Below are 16,800 nucleotides of genomic sequence, written 5' to 3'. Positions count from 1 at the left end.
CAGCTGAGAGGTAAAGCCCACCGCTATATGAAGGCTGAAGGTTAACAGGGAAGACGCAAATATCTACAATACGGCAAAGCAGCCTTCCTGTCTACCCCAGATTGTCCGTGATTGCAAGCACCGTTGCCGCAGGCACCCAAGCGAGGAAGCCCGCACCGGACGGAATGACCAAAGCTCCCCCGCCGTTTAATGGTTAGGCTGGCGCACACACCGCGATAGCCTTGCTACACCACTCCCGGACCGGAAGAGAGACCATGAGCAACTCCGCCGACGACAACGATGTCGTCATTCTTGCCGCTTCCCGCACTCCGCAGGGCCGCCTCAACGGACAATTGGCGGGCCTGACCGCCGTCGAACTCGGTGCTCACGCCATTGGCGCCGCGTTGTCGGCAAGCGGGGTGAAAGCCGAACAAGTCGATGCCGTCATCATGGGGCAGGTCCTCCAGGCCGGCGCCGGACAGAACCCGGCGCGCCAGAGTGCAATCGCTGCGGGCGTGGGCTGGAACATCCCCGCTGTGACCATCAACAAGGTCTGCCTCTCCGGCCTGACCGCAGTCATCGACGCTGCCCGTTTGATCCGCAGCGGAGATGCCACCGTGGTGGTGGCCGGCGGCCAGGAATCGATGACCCGCGCCCCGCACCTGTTGCCGGGATCCCGCCAAGGCTGGACCTACGGATCCATCCAGGCCCTGGACGTTGCCGCCCATGACGGCCTTACGGACGCTTTCGACGGGCAGTCCATGGGTTTGTCCACGGAAACCAAGAACGTCACCCTCGGCATCGACCGCAAGGCCCAGGACGAAGTAGCGGCGGCTTCGCACCAGCGCGCCGCTGCGGCGATCGCCGACGGAATTTTCGACGTCGAAATCGCCCCCGTGCAGGTCAAGCAGCGCAAGGGGGACCCGCTGGTCCTCAGCACCGACGAAGGCGTCCGCCCGAACACCACGGTGGAGACCCTCGCGCCGTTGAAGGCTGCTTTCGCAACGGACGGCACCATCACCGCGGGCAACTCTTCTCCCCTGTCCGACGGCGCCTCCGCACTTGTTCTGACGAGCCGCCGCTTCGCCCGCGACAACGGGTTGAGTTATCTGGCGGTGGTGGGAAAGCCGGGCCAAGTCGCCGGACCGGACAACTCGCTGCACTCCCAGCCTTCCAACGCGATCTCGCAGGCGTTGAAGCGCGCCGGATGGACTGTCGAGGATCTGGACTTCATCGAGATCAACGAAGCATTCGGCTCCGTTGCCGTGCAGTCGCTCAAGGACCTGAACTATCCGCTGGAGAAGTGCAACGTCCACGGCGGTGCCATCGCGTTGGGGCATCCCATCGGAGCTTCCGGCGCCCGGCTCGCGCTGCACGCCGCCCACGAACTCAACCGCCGGGGCACGGGCAAAGCCGCGGTTTCCCTATGCGGTGGCGGGGGCCAGGGCGAAGCTCTCCTGCTGTACCGCGACTGATGGCGGGCAATGTGGCCGACGGGGCCGAACGTTTCCTCGCTGATGCCGCCGCGCGCGGGCTGGACGTCGACGTAGTCGAGCGTCCGGCTGCGCGCAGCCTGGAAGAGGCGGCCGGCATCCTGGGCATTTCGCCTGCGGACATTGTGAAGTCCTTGGTGGTGAAGCACCGTGACGGGACGTTCTTGTTCGCACTGATTCCGGGTGACCGCCAAATCTCCTGGCCCAAATTGCGGGCGCTGGTGGGCGTGAACAAGTTGTCTCTCCCGCCCGCGGACGTGGCCTTGGATGCCACCGGATATGAACGCGGGACCATCACTCCGCTGGGCAGCACGACGGCGTGGCCGGTCTATGCCGACGCCAGCATTATGGGCCGACGCATCTCCATGGGCGCAGGGGCTCACGGGCGCAGTGCCTTCGTCGATGCAGACGCCTTGACCGCAGCCCTGGGCGCCGTGGTGGCGGACATCAGCGACCCGTCTTAAAGCAACGCGGGGTCACTTATGGCCCATAATCCCCTCCGGGATGGGCCATAAGTGACCCCGCGTTGCTGTTAAACGCAGGAAGCCCCGCCCGTTCCTTTGATTGGAACGAGCGGGGCTTCCACAAGCAAGACGAGTTACTTGAGGGTAACCGTTGCGCCAGCTTCTTCGAGCTGAGCCTTTGCCTTCTCGGCAGCTTCCTTGTTGGCGCCTTCGAGAACAGCCTTCGGTGCGCTGTCAACCAGGTCCTTGGCTTCCTTGAGGCCGAGGGAGGTGATGGCGCGAACTTCCTTGATCACTGCGATCTTCTTGTCGCCAGCAGATTCGAGGATGACGTCGAAGTCGGTCTTCTCTTCAGCAGCTTCAGCGGCACCGCCGGCAGCGGGGCCAGCAACTGCAACAGCAGCAGCCGTAACTTCGAAGGTCTCTTCGAAGAGCTTGACGAACTCGGAGAGCTCGATGATGGTCAGTTCCTTGAAAGCTTCAATGAGCTCTTCGTTGCTGAGCTTCGCCATGGTGGCGTCCTTCCATTAGGTGGCACACGTCCGGATCATGCCGCTCCGTGCACCGGAGTTTGTTTGGGGGGAGAACTTAGTTCTCTTCGGTTGCAGCTTCGGCAGCGGCCGGTGCTTCTTCAGCAGCCGGAGCTTCCTCGGTTGCAGCCTCTTCAGCCGGGGCTTCTTCAGCGGCCGGTGCAGGTGCGCCGCCCTCTTCTTCAAGCTTGAGGCGCAGAGCGTCGATGATGCGTGCAGCAGCAGATGCGGGAGCCTTGAGGACACCAGCAACGCGTGCGAGCTGCAGTTCGCGGGACTCGAGGGCTGCCAGTGCGGCAACTCCTGCTGCGTCCAATGCCTTGCCTTCGAAGACGCCGGTCTTGATAACCAGCTGCTTGTTGGCCTTGGCAAAGTCCGTCAGGCTCTTGGCAGCAGCAACAGCGTCACCCTTGATGAAGGCGATTGCAGTAGGGCCGGCGAGCTGATCGTTGAATGCTTCAACTCCAGCTTCCTTGGCTGCAATGGCGCTCAGGGTGTTCTTGACGACCGAGAACTTGGTGTCCTGGCCGAGCGCAACACGCAGTTCCTTGAGCTGTGCAACAGTGAGCCCGCGGTATTCGGTCAGGACAGCCGCGTTCGATTCCTTGAAATCGTTGGTGATCTCCGCAACGGCGGAGACCTTGCTAGGCGTTGTCATAACCCTCCTTCCGGGGAATAAAGCCGGTCTTCCGGGTCCCCGCTCACGAGAGCTAAAAACTAAAAACGCCCCGCGCAGATGCACGGGGCTTGGCTCAACACAGATGTACCGTGGAGACTTGCTTCGTTCACCTGCGCCGGCCGCCCTATGTTCAGGGTCCTTCGTCAAGGAATTCACTTGGTTCTCAGGGGCGTAGCTGCAGAATTGAGCTGTGCTCGAAAGAGTGGATTCCCATCAACCGACGGTCTTTGGTACTTCAAGGTTACGGGACAGCCTTCAGCAAACCAAATCGAGGCTGCCTACTCAGACACCGTTGGTCCCTTGTCCCGGCCCGGAAGCTCCTTTTGCCACAATCCGGTGACGCCCGCCGTCGTAAATCCCAGCTGCTTGTTCACTGTCAGCAGGTAGCGGTTTTCCGGTGCGTTCCAGGTGTAGATCACGCGGGCGTCAGGAAATTGCTCGCTGAGCCTTTCCATGTTGGCCACCTTGATAAGCAAGCCCAGCTTGTTTCCGCGGTGCTCCTGGAGGACCAGGGTGTCGTCCTGGAACACGACGTCCTGGCGGTGCGCCAGCACACTGATGGTGGTCAGGCCCACCAGCTTGCCGCTGTCCACATGCTCGACGGCGGTGACCACCGTGCGTCGTCCCTGCGCCAAGGCAGCGTCCTCGGTTTCCCGCAGAACCGCGGTGTCGAAAACCATTCCGCTTGCTTCAACCTCGGGAGCGTCATCCTCGGCATCGTCGCGGACAACCTCGCCGGCTGCATTCTCCAACGCGGCAACCGCTTCCAGCCAGGGCTCGGGGCAACGGTCGGTCCAGTGGTGGAGGACGTAGCGGCCGGCGTTGGCTTCCTCCGCCTCGAGCTGGAGGTCGGCCACGAGCTGGGAATCCAAGGGCAGGATGCAGGAACTGAACTGTTCAATGTGCTGGAGGGTGTAGCCGGCCTTCTTGGCGAAATCCGTCTCACGGCTGCTGACGGGGACGAAGCCTGCACCGCTGCCGGGAATCATCTGATCCTCGGGCACCTCCGTCAGCGACGTTGCCGGGTGGTTGGTGTCCACCAGGACCATGGTCCTGCCCTCGGCGCGGGCCAACTGTTCGGCTGCCTCCAGCAACTGCCTTCCGACTCCCTGTCCTTGGTACTCAGGAAGGATGTCCAGGGTGAATTCGGCCAGATCCATGTTGTCCGCCAGGGGCAGGGCGATGTCCACCACTCCCACGATGACGCCATCGACCTTGGCCACCAGGATGATCTGGCGTTCATAGGGATCCGAAAATTCCAGCAGCTTTTCCAAGGGGGTGTAGGCGAGGTCATCGCTCCCCCATGTTTCCATGCGCACCCGGCGCCCGACTTCCACGGCGTCCAGGAAATCGGCTGCCTCGGGGCTTTCCAGCGAGTCAGGCACCCACAGCTGCGCGACCTGAACGGTACCCGCCTCTTCTACAGTCATCCCAGCCGTTTCTGCCATTCGCCTTCAAAGCCGGACGGCTTGAATCCAAGGGCGATATTTATGGCCAGCATATGCTGGTTTTCGACGGCGTTCCATGTCATCACCGACGTGGCGTCCGGCCAGAGTTCTTTCGCGCGGCGCAGATTGTCCACTTTCACGAGCATCCCCAGACGGTGTCCGCGGTGCCCCGGCGCCACCAAGGTGTCTTCCTGGTAGATCACCGACGGCGCCTCTTCCCGGTGGGTCAGGACCGTATAGGCAGCCAACTCTCCTGTGTCATCCCGGCGGGCAACGCACACTGACGTGTCCACGCTGCCCGCACGCCACGTGGATTCCTCCTGGCGGACCCGTGCGGCGTCCCATTCCTCGCCTTCCCATCCCAAACCGGCAAGGGGAACCTCGGTGCTCATGAGGCTCTTGAGGCGGGCGAAGGACTCAACAAGGTGGTCTGGACAGCGCTCCCGCCAGCCGAGGACGCTGTAGCCGTCCGAACTCTTCAGCGTGTCCGCCTCAAGGTCCCGGAGCAGCGTCTCGGGAACGGGAAAGGCCAACGTGCTGTTCGTTTCCACCTGTTCAAGCGAATACCCGTGACGAAGCGCGAAACTTGTTGACGCTGCGGCCAACGGCACGCCGCCCGAACCGGATTTCGCCTGCAGCAACTCAACGCCGGCCTCCACAGGAGCTATCGGCTCGCCACAATAGGCGTCGAAGGAAACCCTCCCCCGCCTGACAGCCTGCTCCTCCACAATGGCCAGTATTCGCGAACCAAAGCCGCGCCGCCGGAAGCCGGCGTCAACCAGCACGTCCACACCCGCCGTCGTCGTATTTTCACTAAGGGGAAGCGTGAGCGTGCCGCTGCCAACTACGGCACCGTCCAGGCGGGCCAGGAACACCTGGCGTTCCTCGTAGTCATTGCCCTGCCAGAACTGGATGGCCTCGGCGAGCGTGGCACAGCGGTCGAGGTTGCCCCACAGTTCAAGTGCGTGGGCCCTCTGCAGCTGATGAAAGGCAAGGAAGTCGGCGGCATCCGCTGAGTCAGGACCCGCCGGGACACGGATCCGCTCCACGCTCAGCCCGGCAGTCACGGAAGTGTTCGACGACGTCACGAACCACAGCCTACGGCCCGCCCCTGCCTGCGAACAGGCCAGCACACGAAAAAGGACCGCCCGGCAAAGCCGGACGGTCCTTTTCAGGGCAGTGCTCTGCGAAGCTTACGCTTCGGTGAGAACCTTGGTGACGTTCGGGTCAACGGTGATGCCCGGGCCGAACGTGGTGGCAACGGTAGCCTTCTGGATGTAGCGGCCCTTGGAAGCGGACGGCTTCAAACGAAGCACCTCTTCCAGTGCAGCTGCGTAGTTCTCAGCCAGCTTGGTGGCGTCGAAGGACACCTTGCCGATGATGAAGTGAAGGTTGGAGTGCTTGTCGACGCGGAAGTCGATCTTGCCACCCTTGATGTCGTTGACAGCCTTGGTGACATCCGGGGTAACCGTGCCGGTCTTGGGGTTCGGCATGAGGTTACGCGGGCCGAGGACCTTACCGAGGCGGCCAACCTTGCCCATGAGGTCAGGGGTGGCAACGGCTGCGTCGAAGTCGGTCCAGCCGCCTGCGATCTTTTCGATCAGGTCATCGGAACCAACGAAGTCGGCGCCGGCTGCGATTGCTGCCTCGGCCTTGTCACCGGTTGCGAAAACCAGGACACGGGCAGTCTTGCCGGTGCCGTGGGGGAGGTTGACCGTGCCGCGGACCATCTGGTCAGCCTTGCGGGGGTCAACGCCGAGGCGGAAAGCGACCTCAACCGTTGCGTCGAACTTGGACGGGTTGATTTCCTTTGCCAGGCTGATGGCCTCGAACGGGGCGTAGACCTTGTCTGCCTCGATCTTGGCTACGGCTGCCTCATATGCTTTGCTGCGCTTTGCCATGCTGCTTGTTTCTCCTTGTGCAGTTGTGGTCTGCGGACCGCGCTGGGCCCTGCCACAGTCGTGGATCCGGCAAGGATCCTGCGACATTTCAATGTTTCAGGTGCCGGTTGCCCGGCGGGTGAAGGCCTCAATCGGCCCTCGGGCGGTATTAGCCCTCTACGGTGATACCCATGGAGCGGGCGGTACCGGCGATGATCTTGGCAGCAGCCGCGACATCGTTGGCGTTGAGGTCTTCCATCTTGGTGGTGGCGATTTCCTCAACCTGTGCCTGGGTCAGCTTCGCAACCTTGACGGTGTGCGGGGTGGCCGAACCCTTGGCAACGCCTGCAGCCTTCTTGATGAGCTCTGCGGCCGGCGGGGTCTTGGTGATGAAGGTGAAGGAACGGTCTTCGTAGACCGTGATTTCCACCGGGATAACGTTTCCGCGCTGGGATTCCGTTGCAGCGTTGTACGCCTTGCAGAATTCCATGATGTTGACACCGTGCTGGCCAAGCGCAGGACCGATCGGCGGAGCCGGGTTAGCGGCACCTGCCTGGATCTGCAGCTTGATGAGGCCGGTGACCTTCTTCTTGGGAGCCAATGTAGGGTCCTTCTCTCAATAGCTTCCTGGGGCACAGGAGCGCGTCCCAGGTTGGTGGCCGCCATGGCGAGGCGGCCGGCCGCTTCCGTACCGCTAAGCAGGCGGCAGGTAGCGAAATCTTGGAATCAGCTAGATCTTGGTGACCTGGTTGAATGCGAGCGTCACCGGGGTTTCGCGCTCGAAGATCGAGACCAGAACCACCAGGGTCTGGGACTCGGGCTTGATCTCGGAGATCGTTGCCGGCAAGGTCTCGAACGGACCTTCCTTGACGATGACCGACTCGCCGACCTCGAAGTCGACGGCCACGGGAGCCTGGTTCTGCTTGTTGACCGGCTTGCCCTGCTCTGCCTGCTCTTCTTCGAAGACCGGGGCGAGCATGGAGAAGACCTCGTCAAGGCGCAGCGGAACCGGGTTGTGGGCGTTGCCCACGAAGCCGGTGACACCGGGAGTGTGACGGACGGCGCCCCAGGAGGCGTCGGTCAAGTCCATGCGGACCAGCACGTAACCGGGAATGCGAACGCGGTTGATGACCTTGCGCTGCGCGTTCTTGATCTCGACGACCTCTTCCATCGGCACCTGGATCTCGAAGATGTAATCTTCCATGTCCAGGGTCTGGATGCGGGTCTCAAGGTTGGCCTTGACGCGGTTTTCGTAACCGGCGTAGGAGTGGATGACGTACCAGTCACCTTCCTGGCGGCGCAGCTTGGCCTTGAATTCCTCGGCAGGATCAGCCGGCGCTGCAGCAGCAGCGGCGGCGAGCTGATCGCCGTCGGACTCTTCATCAGACTCTTCGTCAACGTCCGCCTCGAAGTCCTCTTCGGAATCGTCGGCGTCGACGTCGGCAGATTCGGGCGCAGCGGAATCAACCTCGGACTCTTCTGCGGCCTCAGCCGCAGTGCCCTCGGATTCTTCCAGCTCAGTCTCGTTTACCTCGAGCTCCTGCTCAGACACTTGGTCTCCTGCTTCCTCATTGCCTAACATGCCTATTTAAATGGCTCAATTCCGCAAACCCCGCGAAATTCCCGGAGTATCAAGGAATTCCACACAGTTTGCGGACAGATCCGCTTAGCGGTCCGTGGCGCCTGACCCACCGAAGACCCAGCTGACTCCCGTGCCGAAGGCGAGGTCCAACAGGGTGACAATGACCATCATGATGACCACGAACACCAGCACCACGAGCGTGTAATTGATCAGTTCCTTGCGGGTGGGTGCAACGACCTTCTTCAGTTCGCCGATGATCTGGCGTACGAAGAGTGCAATACGGGCGAAGAAGCCGCGTTCGGCTTTCTTGGCGGGACGGCCCTTCGAGCTGCTGGCAGCTGTTTCGGTCACCTGGTCCTCACTCACCTTGCAAAGTCGTTGACCCGACTCTGATCAGAGCCATGGTTGCTGCGCGTGTTCCGGCGTTTCCGCCGGAACAGCTTGCGCAGGGCAGACAGGACTCGAACCTGCAACCTGCGGTTTTGGAGACCGCTGCGCTACCAATTGCGCCACTACCCTATGGATCGAATCCATGTTTCAGGCCGCACTTCAGCCTGCGATGCTTTTCAACACCGGTGAACCAGTCTACGCAAGAAATTCGCGATAGTCGAACCGGCTCGATTCCGGGGCTCCCACTCCCCTTTTACGCCTGTGACCAGCACCATCAGTCACAAAGCCGGGTGGGCGCGCGGGAGCTCCGCAGAACAGCATAAGGTAGTTTACGTCGAATCCCATCATCCAGCCCACGAGCTGCCTGCGAAGAACGGTACATAGATGTCTGCCGGAACAACTGCCGCCCGCATTTCACAGCGAATCTCCGCCATTGCCGAGTCCGCCACCCTTGCCGTTGACGCCAAGGCCAAGGCACTGAAGGCCGCGGGTCGTCCCGTGATTGGTTTCGGTGCCGGCGAACCCGACTTCCCCACCCCCGACTACATCGTCCAGGCCGCCATTGAGGCAGCCGGCCAGCCGAAGTACCACCGCTATTCCCCTGCGGGCGGTCTGCCGGAACTGAAGAAGGCCATCGCCGAGAAGACCCTGCGTGACTCGGGCTACAAAGTTGATCCTTCCCAGGTCCTGGTGACCAACGGCGGCAAGCAGGCCGTCTACAACACCTTCGCCACGCTGGTGGATCCGGGCGACGAGGTCATCATTCCCACCCCGTTCTGGACCACTTACCCGGAGGCCATCCGCCTCGCAGGTGGCGTTCCCGTCGAGGTTTTCGCCGGACCCGAGCAGGGCTACCTGGTTACTGTGGACCAGCTTGAAGCAGCAGTAACGGACAAGACCAAGATCCTGCTGTTCGTCTCCCCCTCCAACCCCACGGGCGCTGTGTACAGCCCGGAGCAGGTTGCCGAGATTGGCAAGTGGGCCGCGGCCAAGGGCCTGTGGGTAGTTACCGACGAGATCTACGAGCACCTGACCTACGACGGCGTCGAGTTCACCTCCATCGCCACGGCAGCCCCGGAGCTTGGGGACAAGGTTGTCATCCTCAACGGTGTCGCCAAGACCTACGCCATGACGGGCTGGCGCGTGGGATGGATGATCGGCCCGGCCGACGTCATCAAGGCGGCCACCAACCTGCAGTCGCACGCGACTTCGAACGTCTCCAACATCATGCAGGTTGCTGCCGCCGCTGCCCTCACCGGCCCGCTGACCGCCGTCGACGAAATGAAGGTTGCCTTCGACCGCCGCCGCAAGGCGATTGTCGCCGGACTCAACGCGATTGACGGTGTTGAATGCCCGACGCCGACCGGCGCCTTCTACGTGTACGCGGACGTCCGCGGACTGCTGGGCAAGGAATTCGAGACCTCCAATGGTCCCGTCCGACCGACCACTTCAGCTGAACTCGCGGCCCTGATCCTCGATGAGGTTGAGGTAGCTGTCGTTCCGGGCGAGGCGTTTGGACCCTCCGGCTATGTGCGGCTTTCCTACGCACTCGGCGACGACGACCTTGCCGAAGGCGTCCGCCGGCTGCAGGAATTCCTGGGCAAGGCCAAGTAGCGCCTTCACTTTTGGCGGCAAACAGCCCCCAGCCAACCGAGACAGGTTGGCTGGGGGCTGACTTGTTCTTCAAACCCGTGAGCAATCCTCACCCGGAAGCGACGCCGTCAGCCATGCGCCGCCGTCGGGCGTCCGCCCCAACCACGCGGGATGTGAGCGAGCGTCCGGCTCAAGCACGCGGGATGTGAGCGAGCGTCCGGCTCAAGCACGCGGGATGTGAGCGAGGGTCAGAGGAGGCGGCGCTCGGCCGCCCACTTGGTCAGTTCATGCCGGCTGGAGAGCTGGAGCTTCCGGAGGACGGCTGACACATGTGTTTCCACGGTCTTGATGGAGATGAAGAGCTCCTTGGCAACTTCCTTGTAGCTGTAGCCCCGTGCGATGAGCCGCATGACCTCGAGTTCCCGGGCGGACAGCTTGTCCAGTTCGTCGTCTGCGATGTCCGCAGGGGCGGTGCCAAAGGCGTCCAGGACGAACCCCGCGAGCCGGGGCGAGAAGACGGCATCGCCATCGGCCACGCGGATGACGGCATCGGAAATTTCCTTGCCCGAGATGGTCTTGGTGACGTAGCCGCGGGCACCGGCCCGGATCACCGAAACCACGTCCTCTGCGGCGTCGGAAACACTCAAGGCCAGGAAGCTGGTACTCCCCAGAAGGGCGGCGGACCCCGCGATGACCTCGCGGCCGCCGCCACCCAGCCCACCGGGAAGGTGGACGTCCAGGAGCACTACTTCCGGTCGGGTCCCGGCGATCACGGCAATGGCTTGCTCCACCGTCCCCGCCTCCCCGACCACATCCATGCGCTCATCAAGATCGGCTTTCAGGCCCGAGCGGAAGATGGTGTGGTCATCCACGATCACCACACGCACACGACGCCCCGTACCAGCATTGGGATTCATGGTCATTGTTTCGTCTCTCCGTTCCGGACTTCAGTGCCCCGGGCCTCGCCGTTCCGGCCTTCACCCATGTCTGGATTTGCTGATGGCAGGGCGAGCCGGACCTCTGTCCCATCGCTGCTGCTGTTGATCACCGCTGTGCCGCCGTGCCTCTTCATGCGTCCAATCATCGATTCCTTCACGCCCAGCCTGTCATCCGGGATGGCCTCTAGCGCGAAGCCAGGGCCCCGGTCCTTGATAAAGATCTCCGTGCCACTGTCGGTGCACTCTAGATAGACCGAAACGGCGCCCCCGCCGTGTCGTGCGGCGTTGAGCATTGCCTCCCGGGCCGCCTGGACAAGGGCCTCGTGACGCTCAGTCATCTCCGTGTCGCCGACGCTGACCACCTCGACGGCGTGGCCATGGGCGTCTTCCACGTCCGCGGCCACGGCCTTGACGCGTTCAGCCAGCAGGCCTGGTTCCTTGGCGGGATCGCTGAAGAGCCATGCCCGCAGTTCCCGTTCCTGGGCCCTTGCCAAGCGGATGACGTCCTGTTCGGAGCCGGCCCGGCGTTGGATAAGCGCCAACGTCTGGAGCACGGAGTCGTGCAGGTGTGCCGCGATCTCCGCACGCTCGGTTTCGCGGACGCGCCCGGCACGCTCCGTTTCCAGGTCCTTCCAAAACTTGAGTCCCCATGGCAGCAGCACCAAGGCAACACCACCAAGGACTGCAACGGAGGCCAACAGCGCCAGCCATGTCTGCTCCCACGAGCCGGAGCCGGACACCATGACCAGGACGCCGGCCACCACCAGGGCCAGGCCCGCCGCCAAGCGCACCCAGCCTCCGGCCTGATCGGCCTTGGTCTTGTCCACCAGCCCGGCCCTGCGCGTTTCATCGAGCTGCATCCAGGCGATCGCGGCACCCCCCAGGATCGCAGCTGCCGGAATCAGCGTGCCCAGCGGGACATCCACGCCAAACTGGCGGGCGATCAGGATTGCCGCCACCAAGAGCAGGGCCGCCCCGAGCAGGATTTCCTTGCCGTACTGGATTTTGCGGAAAGAGAACCAGGAAGCCAAGGAGCTGCCATCCCACGCTGCCCCGGACGCGCCCGGGTCATCCGTCGCGGATGCCCCTGGCTCCGGGTTGGTGCCGGCGGTGCCGCTGCCAGCTGCACTGCCGGCTGCCTGGCCGCTGGCCACCGGTGCACTTGGCACCGCCGGTGACGTTCCGGCGTCGTACATCTGTTGCTGGCGGACCGGCCCGACGCCGGCAGCCGGCACGGGCGGCAGGCTCACGGCAGGAGCAATAGGCGACGCCGGCCGTCGGGCATTGCGTTTGGCGGCCTCGTCCGCGGTGGGAACCATGGTCCACAGCCACGCGTAGAAAGCCAGGCCCGCTCCGCCCGCGAAACTGGCCAGAACCATCCCGAGCCGCACATATTTGACCGGCCACCCCAAGTGATCGGCCAATCCGCTGCAGACGCCCGCGATCATGCGGTCGCTGCTGCGGACCAGCGGGGGGCGTTCGATGGCGGTTGTCATGTACCAATCCAAGCACGGATCAGGGTTCCCCGAACCGGATTCCGGCAGGGTCAGGGGGCCTCTCAGGGATCATTCAGGGTATCCCCCAGTAGAGGGTCGACGGGGCGGCACGGCAGGATCGAAGTATGAACGCGAACAGCATGAACCCAGAGGAACCCGGAACGCCTGGCGCCGCTGGCGCCACCGGCTCCAGCGCCACGAACGGTGCATCCGCCGGAGCTCCCGGCACTTCTTCGGACCAGCCCTCCGCCGGAGGATCCGCCGGGGCTGGTCCGGCAGCCGGAAGCTACGCGCCAAGCGGCGAAGCGCCCCAAGGTTCCCAGCAGAACTTCTTCGACTGGACCCGTAACCTGGGCATCCGGCGTGGACCTGACCGCTGGATCGGCGGGGTGGCCAGTGGAATTGCCCACAGGTTCGGCATCGATCCGCTGATCGTCCGCGGCATCTTCATCGTGCTTGCACTTTTCGCCGGCATCGGGGTCCTGCTGTACGGCGTCGCATGGGCGCTCCTGCCTGAGCCTGATGGACGCATCCATGTTCAAGAGGCGGCCGCCGGCCGTTGGTCAGGCGGCATGACAGGTGCCTTAATCACGACCATCATCGGCTTCCCGAGCTTGGGCCGGGGATTCTGGGGATGGGGTGGGAACGGGCTTCCCGGAGTGTTCTGGACTCTGTTCTGGATAGCCGGCGTCAGCTACCTCGTCTATGTCCTGGTTCAGCGGAACAAGGGCGCGAAAGCATCCCAGTCCACAGGCCCACAGAACTACACGGCCACCTACTCAGCCACGCCCACGGCGGGCACCAACACCGGAGTTCCCGTGTACGGTGCTTCCGTGCCGACGGGCGCTTCGGGTGCCTCCGTGCCGGCGGGCGCTTCCGTGCCGACGGGCCAGCGCAGCGGGGCTACCGGCGCGGGCGGGTACGGTGCGAACGCTTACGGCGCTTCTGGCTACGGCGCAGGGCCCACCCCTCCTTCGGGGCCGCGTCCTCCCTACGGTTCCACTCCCCCGCAAGAGTGGGCCCCGAAACCGACCGCCCCCAAGCGCAAGGGACCTGGCGCAGCCATGATCGCGGTGTCCGCAGGTGCGGCGCTGCTGGCAGGCGGCACCCTGAAAGCGCTCGACGCCGGACACGTCATTGATCTGGGCACCTCGGCCAACGCTGTGGTGTGGGCAACGGGCGCTGCCGTCCTGGGCCTGGGAATCGTGGTCGCCGGACTTCGAGGACGGACCTCAGGTTTCCTCGGGTTCCTTGCCATAGTTGCCCTGATGATTGGCGGCATCTTCAACGTGGCTCCCCGCAACGGCGACCGCTTCACGTTCCATGACGTAAATTGGGCACCCACCAGCGTTGAACAGGCGCGACAAGGCATAGACGTGACCGGAGCCCAAGGCACCGTCGACCTCAGCGACATCACTACGACACCGCCCTTGATCACAGAGGTTCTGGTGCCCGTCGACGCCACCGCGAGCAACGTCACCGTCATCATCCCGGACAACGTCCCTGTGGAGGTCAAGGCGGATATGACCTTCGGCAACCTGAATGAACGCGGAAGCGACCGTGGGGGTCGGCTGAAGGACGACCGCACCCTCTACAACACCGGGAAACCCGGGGCCAACCTGGTGGTCCAGATCGACGGCACCTTCAGCAACGTGACCATCAAGGAAGGAAACTGACATGAGCATGAACGAGCCGGCTAAGGAATCCGGGTCCTCCCCCACCGAGCCATTGCCCAAAGGCACCCGTCCCACTGAAGCCCTGCCAAAGCCCGCGCTGCGCGAGATCCCGCTGACCCCAGTGCTGGAGCCAAGCTTCCGGGCAGAACGTACCGAAGAGGACGAACCCCGGCAGGCCCGCATCGGCACAGTGGTGTGGGGGCTGATCGTGGTCGCGTTGGCAGCGCTGATCATCATTTCCACCCTTGGCTGGGTGACCCTGAACGGGACGTATGTCCTCATAGGCCTGATGATCGGAGCCGGGGCCGCCCTGGTGGTAGGTGGGCTCCTTTCGACACGCAAGGGTTCCTCCAGGTCCAAGAACCCCGCTGCGTGAGCGCCGGATCCACGTGACAAAGCAACCGCGACAAGGAAGTGTGTAGGCATGGACAAGTTCTTCAGCATCGTCAGGGGCCTCGGCCTGAAGCGCGGACCACAACGCTGGCTGGGTGGCGTTTGCGGGGGCATCGCCGCCAAACTCAAGGTGGATGTGGCTTACGTCCGGGTGGCATTCCTGCTTTTCTGCCTGCTTCCCGGGCCCGCAGTGGTGGTGTACATCCTCGCTTGGCTCATCCTGCCGGACCAGAGCAACAAGATCGCCCTCGAATCCTTCCTCAGCCAACGGTCCCGGTAACTACCGGGCACAGAAGGCGCTCCGCCAAACGGCGGGGCGCTTTTTGCTGGTTTCGGCCATGTTTCCACTACCGCACACCTGGGCTAAAAAGTAACCATTTGTGTCCCACCCCACATGCACGTCTACAATCGTGGGGAGCTCAGCGTGGCGCTCTTGCACGTATTCCTCCAAGCCATGAGTGAGCAAACATGAAAATTGGCATTCTTACCAGCGGTGGCGACTGCCCCGGACTCAACGCAGTGATCCGGGGAGCAGTCCTCAAAGGCATTGCCATCCACGGCCAGGAATTCGTAGGCTTCCGTGACGGCTGGCGCGGCGTCGTCGAGGGCGACATCATCGACATCCCCCGCACCATGGTCCGCGGTATCGCCAAGCAGGGTGGAACCATCCTGGGAACCTCCCGGACCAACCCGTTCGAAAACGGTGGAGGCCCGGAGGTCATCAAGGCCCACATGGAACGCCTGGGGATTGACGCCATCATTGCCATCGGTGGTGAGGGAACCCTGGCTGCGGCCAAGCGCCTCACTGATGCCGGCTTGAAGATCGTTGGCGTGCCCAAGACCGTGGACAACGACCTCGACGCCACTGACTACACTTTCGGCTTCGACACCGCGGTCCAGATTGCCACTGAGGCCATCGACCGCCTGCGCACCACCGGTGAATCCCACCACCGCTGCATGATTGCCGAGGTCATGGGACGCCACGTGGGCTGGATCGCCCTCCACGCAGGCATGGCCGCCGGCGCCCACGCCATCTTGATCCCGGAGCAGAAAGCCAGCATCGAACAGATCGCCGAGTGGGTCCAGGAGGCCCACGACCGTGGCCGTGCACCGCTGGTGGTTGTTGCCGAAGGGTTCGTCCCGGACCACCTGGAATCCCCGCACTCAGAGCGCGGCCTGGATACCTTCGGCCGGCCCCGCCTGGGTGGAATCGCCGACCAGTTGGCACCCGAGATCGAGGCCCGCACGGGCATTGAAACCCGCGCCACCATCCTCGGACACATCCAGCGCGGCGGCGTTCCGACTGCCTACGACCGCGTTCTCGCGACCCGACTCGGCATGGCCGCCATCGACTCCGTGGTCGAAGGCCGCTGGGGAACCATGGTGGCCCTCAAGGGCACGGACATCTCCCACGTAGGCTTCGAGGAAGCCCTGGGCAAGCTCAAGACCGTGCCGCAGCACCGTTACGACGAAGCGTCCGTATTGTTCGGCTAGGCTGAATCCATGACTCTGGAGCCCACGTCCGCTGCCATCATCCAGCTGGCGTGGGCTCGCCATTTAGGTTTCGACGACGACGCTTTCGCCGGCGCTGCTGCCGCCCTCACCTCTGGCGGGACTGCTCCGGGCGCCCCCACCAGCAGGATGACCCGGGTTGATGACTCAGCGCGGGCACTGGTTTTCCTGCGCTTGTTTGGCGTCTCGGCCTTGGTGGGCCCGCAGTGGGCATTGGACGCCGCCAAAGACGTCCCTGATACCGAACTCGCCCAGCATGTCACGCTGCTGACCCTCACCCGCTCGCACGGCGGGCACGGACTCGGATCGTCGGCACTGTTCTTCGCCGATGACCTGCCCCTGCAGCAGCCCTCCGAGGACCTCACGGTCTCACACGGCAACCCCGAGGCCATCACCTTGGAGGGGCTATGCCCGCCGGATGACGTGAATGAAGTGGGCCTTCAAGGTCTCGAACACCGTTTCACCATCATGCATCCGGAAGAGGAACAGCCCACCCCGGTGGCCTGTGGAGCTTATGGGGAGTGGGAGGGCATCCTTGCCAACATGGGAGTGCTGGTGGCTCCCCCGTGGCGCAGGCGCGGAATCGGAACCCTGGCTGCCTCCATCGCCGCCCACGAAGCACTTGCCGCCGGGCTGACCCTTCAATGGAAGGCCGACGTCAGCAATACAGGAGCACTCGCGATGGCCCGCAGCCTTGGCTTCGCAACGGGCGGGCTCCACGCGAGCGTACTCCTGGGCTGACTCCCC

18 protein-coding genes and 1 tRNA gene are annotated in these 16,800 nt (G+C 63.5%); 8 read left to right on the top strand and 11 right to left on the bottom strand.

Annotated features, from left to right (window positions below; translation table 11 throughout):
- Positions 1-254: 254 nt before the first annotated feature.
- Both FDP28_RS04555 and FDP28_RS04550 read left to right on the top strand, forming a co-directional pair.
- Positions 255-1,454, top strand: coding sequence for an acetyl-CoA C-acetyltransferase (locus tag FDP28_RS04555; protein ID WP_144659410.1), 1,200 nt, complete (start codon positions 255-257; stop codon positions 1,452-1,454).
- Complete coding sequence (locus FDP28_RS04550; protein WP_144659409.1) at positions 1,454-1,936, top strand: aminoacyl-tRNA deacylase; 483 nt, start codon at positions 1,454-1,456, stop codon at positions 1,934-1,936. Before FDP28_RS04555 ends, FDP28_RS04550 begins: the two co-directional genes overlap by 1 nt.
- 134 nt (positions 1,937-2,070) lie before the next feature.
- Here FDP28_RS04550 and rplL read toward each other — a convergent pair whose 3' ends face one another.
- The 9 genes from rplL to FDP28_RS04505 form a co-directional block, all read right to left on the bottom strand.
- Positions 2,071-2,448 carry a 50S ribosomal protein L7/L12 gene (rplL, locus tag FDP28_RS04545; RefSeq protein WP_144659408.1) on the bottom strand — a complete coding sequence of 126 codons (378 nt, stop codon included), beginning with the start codon at positions 2,446-2,448 and terminating at the stop codon, positions 2,071-2,073.
- 76 nt (positions 2,449-2,524) lie between these two features.
- Positions 2,525-3,124, bottom strand: a complete 600-nt coding sequence (gene rplJ / locus FDP28_RS04540) for a 50S ribosomal protein L10 (RefSeq protein WP_144659407.1) — start codon at positions 3,122-3,124, stop codon at positions 2,525-2,527.
- A 299-nt stretch (positions 3,125-3,423) separates the two neighbouring features.
- On the bottom strand, positions 3,424-4,593 hold the full coding sequence (locus FDP28_RS04535) for a GNAT family N-acetyltransferase (protein ID WP_144659406.1): 1,170 nt from the start codon (positions 4,591-4,593) through the stop codon (positions 3,424-3,426).
- Entirely contained in the window at positions 4,572-5,681 is a 1,110-nt protein-coding gene (locus FDP28_RS04530; protein ID WP_144659405.1) for a GNAT family N-acetyltransferase, read from the bottom strand. Before FDP28_RS04530 ends, FDP28_RS04535 begins: the two co-directional genes overlap by 22 nt.
- Positions 5,682-5,786: 105 nt before the next feature.
- A complete protein-coding gene (gene rplA, locus FDP28_RS04525; protein ID WP_144659404.1) occupies positions 5,787-6,494 on the bottom strand; it encodes a 50S ribosomal protein L1 in 708 nt (235 codons plus the stop codon).
- A 148-nt stretch (positions 6,495-6,642) separates the two neighbouring features.
- Positions 6,643-7,074 carry a 50S ribosomal protein L11 gene (gene rplK, locus FDP28_RS04520; RefSeq protein ID WP_144659403.1) on the bottom strand — a complete coding sequence of 144 codons (432 nt, stop codon included), beginning with the start codon at positions 7,072-7,074 and terminating at the stop codon, positions 6,643-6,645.
- A gap of 129 nt (positions 7,075-7,203) precedes the next feature.
- On the bottom strand, positions 7,204-8,025 hold the full coding sequence (nusG, locus tag FDP28_RS04515) for a transcription termination/antitermination protein NusG (RefSeq protein WP_144659402.1): 822 nt from the start codon (positions 8,023-8,025) through the stop codon (positions 7,204-7,206).
- A gap of 114 nt (positions 8,026-8,139) precedes the next feature.
- Positions 8,140-8,421, bottom strand: a complete 282-nt coding sequence (gene secE, locus FDP28_RS04510; protein ID WP_144659401.1) for a preprotein translocase subunit SecE — start codon at positions 8,419-8,421, stop codon at positions 8,140-8,142.
- Between the two features lie 80 nt (positions 8,422-8,501).
- Positions 8,502-8,574: transfer RNA gene (locus tag FDP28_RS04505), tRNA-Trp, on the bottom strand.
- A 255-nt stretch (positions 8,575-8,829) separates the two neighbouring features.
- Here FDP28_RS04505 and FDP28_RS04500 point away from each other — a divergent pair.
- A complete protein-coding gene (locus tag FDP28_RS04500; RefSeq protein ID WP_144659400.1) occupies positions 8,830-10,059 on the top strand; it encodes a pyridoxal phosphate-dependent aminotransferase in 1,230 nt (409 codons plus the stop codon).
- A 227-nt stretch (positions 10,060-10,286) separates the two neighbouring features.
- Here the strand turns inward: FDP28_RS04500 and FDP28_RS04495 are convergent, their stop codons facing one another.
- Both FDP28_RS04495 and FDP28_RS04490 read right to left on the bottom strand, forming a co-directional pair.
- Positions 10,287-10,961, bottom strand: coding sequence for a LuxR C-terminal-related transcriptional regulator (locus tag FDP28_RS04495; protein ID WP_144659399.1), 675 nt, complete (start codon positions 10,959-10,961; stop codon positions 10,287-10,289).
- Complete coding sequence (locus FDP28_RS04490; RefSeq protein WP_144659398.1) at positions 10,958-12,472, bottom strand: ATP-binding protein; 1,515 nt, start codon at positions 12,470-12,472, stop codon at positions 10,958-10,960. Before FDP28_RS04490 ends, FDP28_RS04495 begins: the two co-directional genes overlap by 4 nt.
- A gap of 125 nt (positions 12,473-12,597) precedes the next feature.
- Between FDP28_RS04490 and FDP28_RS04485 the strand changes: the two genes are divergently transcribed.
- From FDP28_RS04485 to FDP28_RS04465, 5 genes are all read left to right on the top strand, one after another.
- Entirely contained in the window at positions 12,598-14,148 is a 1,551-nt protein-coding gene (locus tag FDP28_RS04485) for a PspC domain-containing protein (RefSeq protein ID WP_186313504.1), read from the top strand.
- Between the two features lies 1 nt (position 14,149).
- Complete coding sequence (locus tag FDP28_RS04480) at positions 14,150-14,524, top strand: hypothetical protein (protein ID WP_144659397.1); 375 nt, start codon at positions 14,150-14,152, stop codon at positions 14,522-14,524.
- 48 nt (positions 14,525-14,572) lie between these two features.
- Positions 14,573-14,821, top strand: a complete 249-nt coding sequence (locus tag FDP28_RS04475) for a PspC domain-containing protein (protein WP_144659396.1) — start codon at positions 14,573-14,575, stop codon at positions 14,819-14,821.
- Between the two features lie 188 nt (positions 14,822-15,009).
- A complete protein-coding gene (locus tag FDP28_RS04470; RefSeq protein ID WP_144659395.1) occupies positions 15,010-16,035 on the top strand; it encodes an ATP-dependent 6-phosphofructokinase in 1,026 nt (341 codons plus the stop codon).
- Between the two features lie 9 nt (positions 16,036-16,044).
- A complete protein-coding gene (locus FDP28_RS04465) occupies positions 16,045-16,794 on the top strand; it encodes a GNAT family N-acetyltransferase (RefSeq protein WP_144659394.1) in 750 nt (249 codons plus the stop codon).
- Positions 16,795-16,800 lie beyond the last annotated feature (6 nt).

It is taken from the genome of Paenarthrobacter nicotinovorans (assembly GCF_007670255.1).
In the GTDB taxonomy this organism is placed as follows: Bacteria; Actinomycetota; Actinomycetes; order Actinomycetales; family Micrococcaceae; genus Arthrobacter; species Arthrobacter nicotinovorans_B.
The sequence above is the reverse complement of the archived record's forward strand: the minus strand, read 5'-3'. Positions and strand labels throughout refer to the sequence as shown.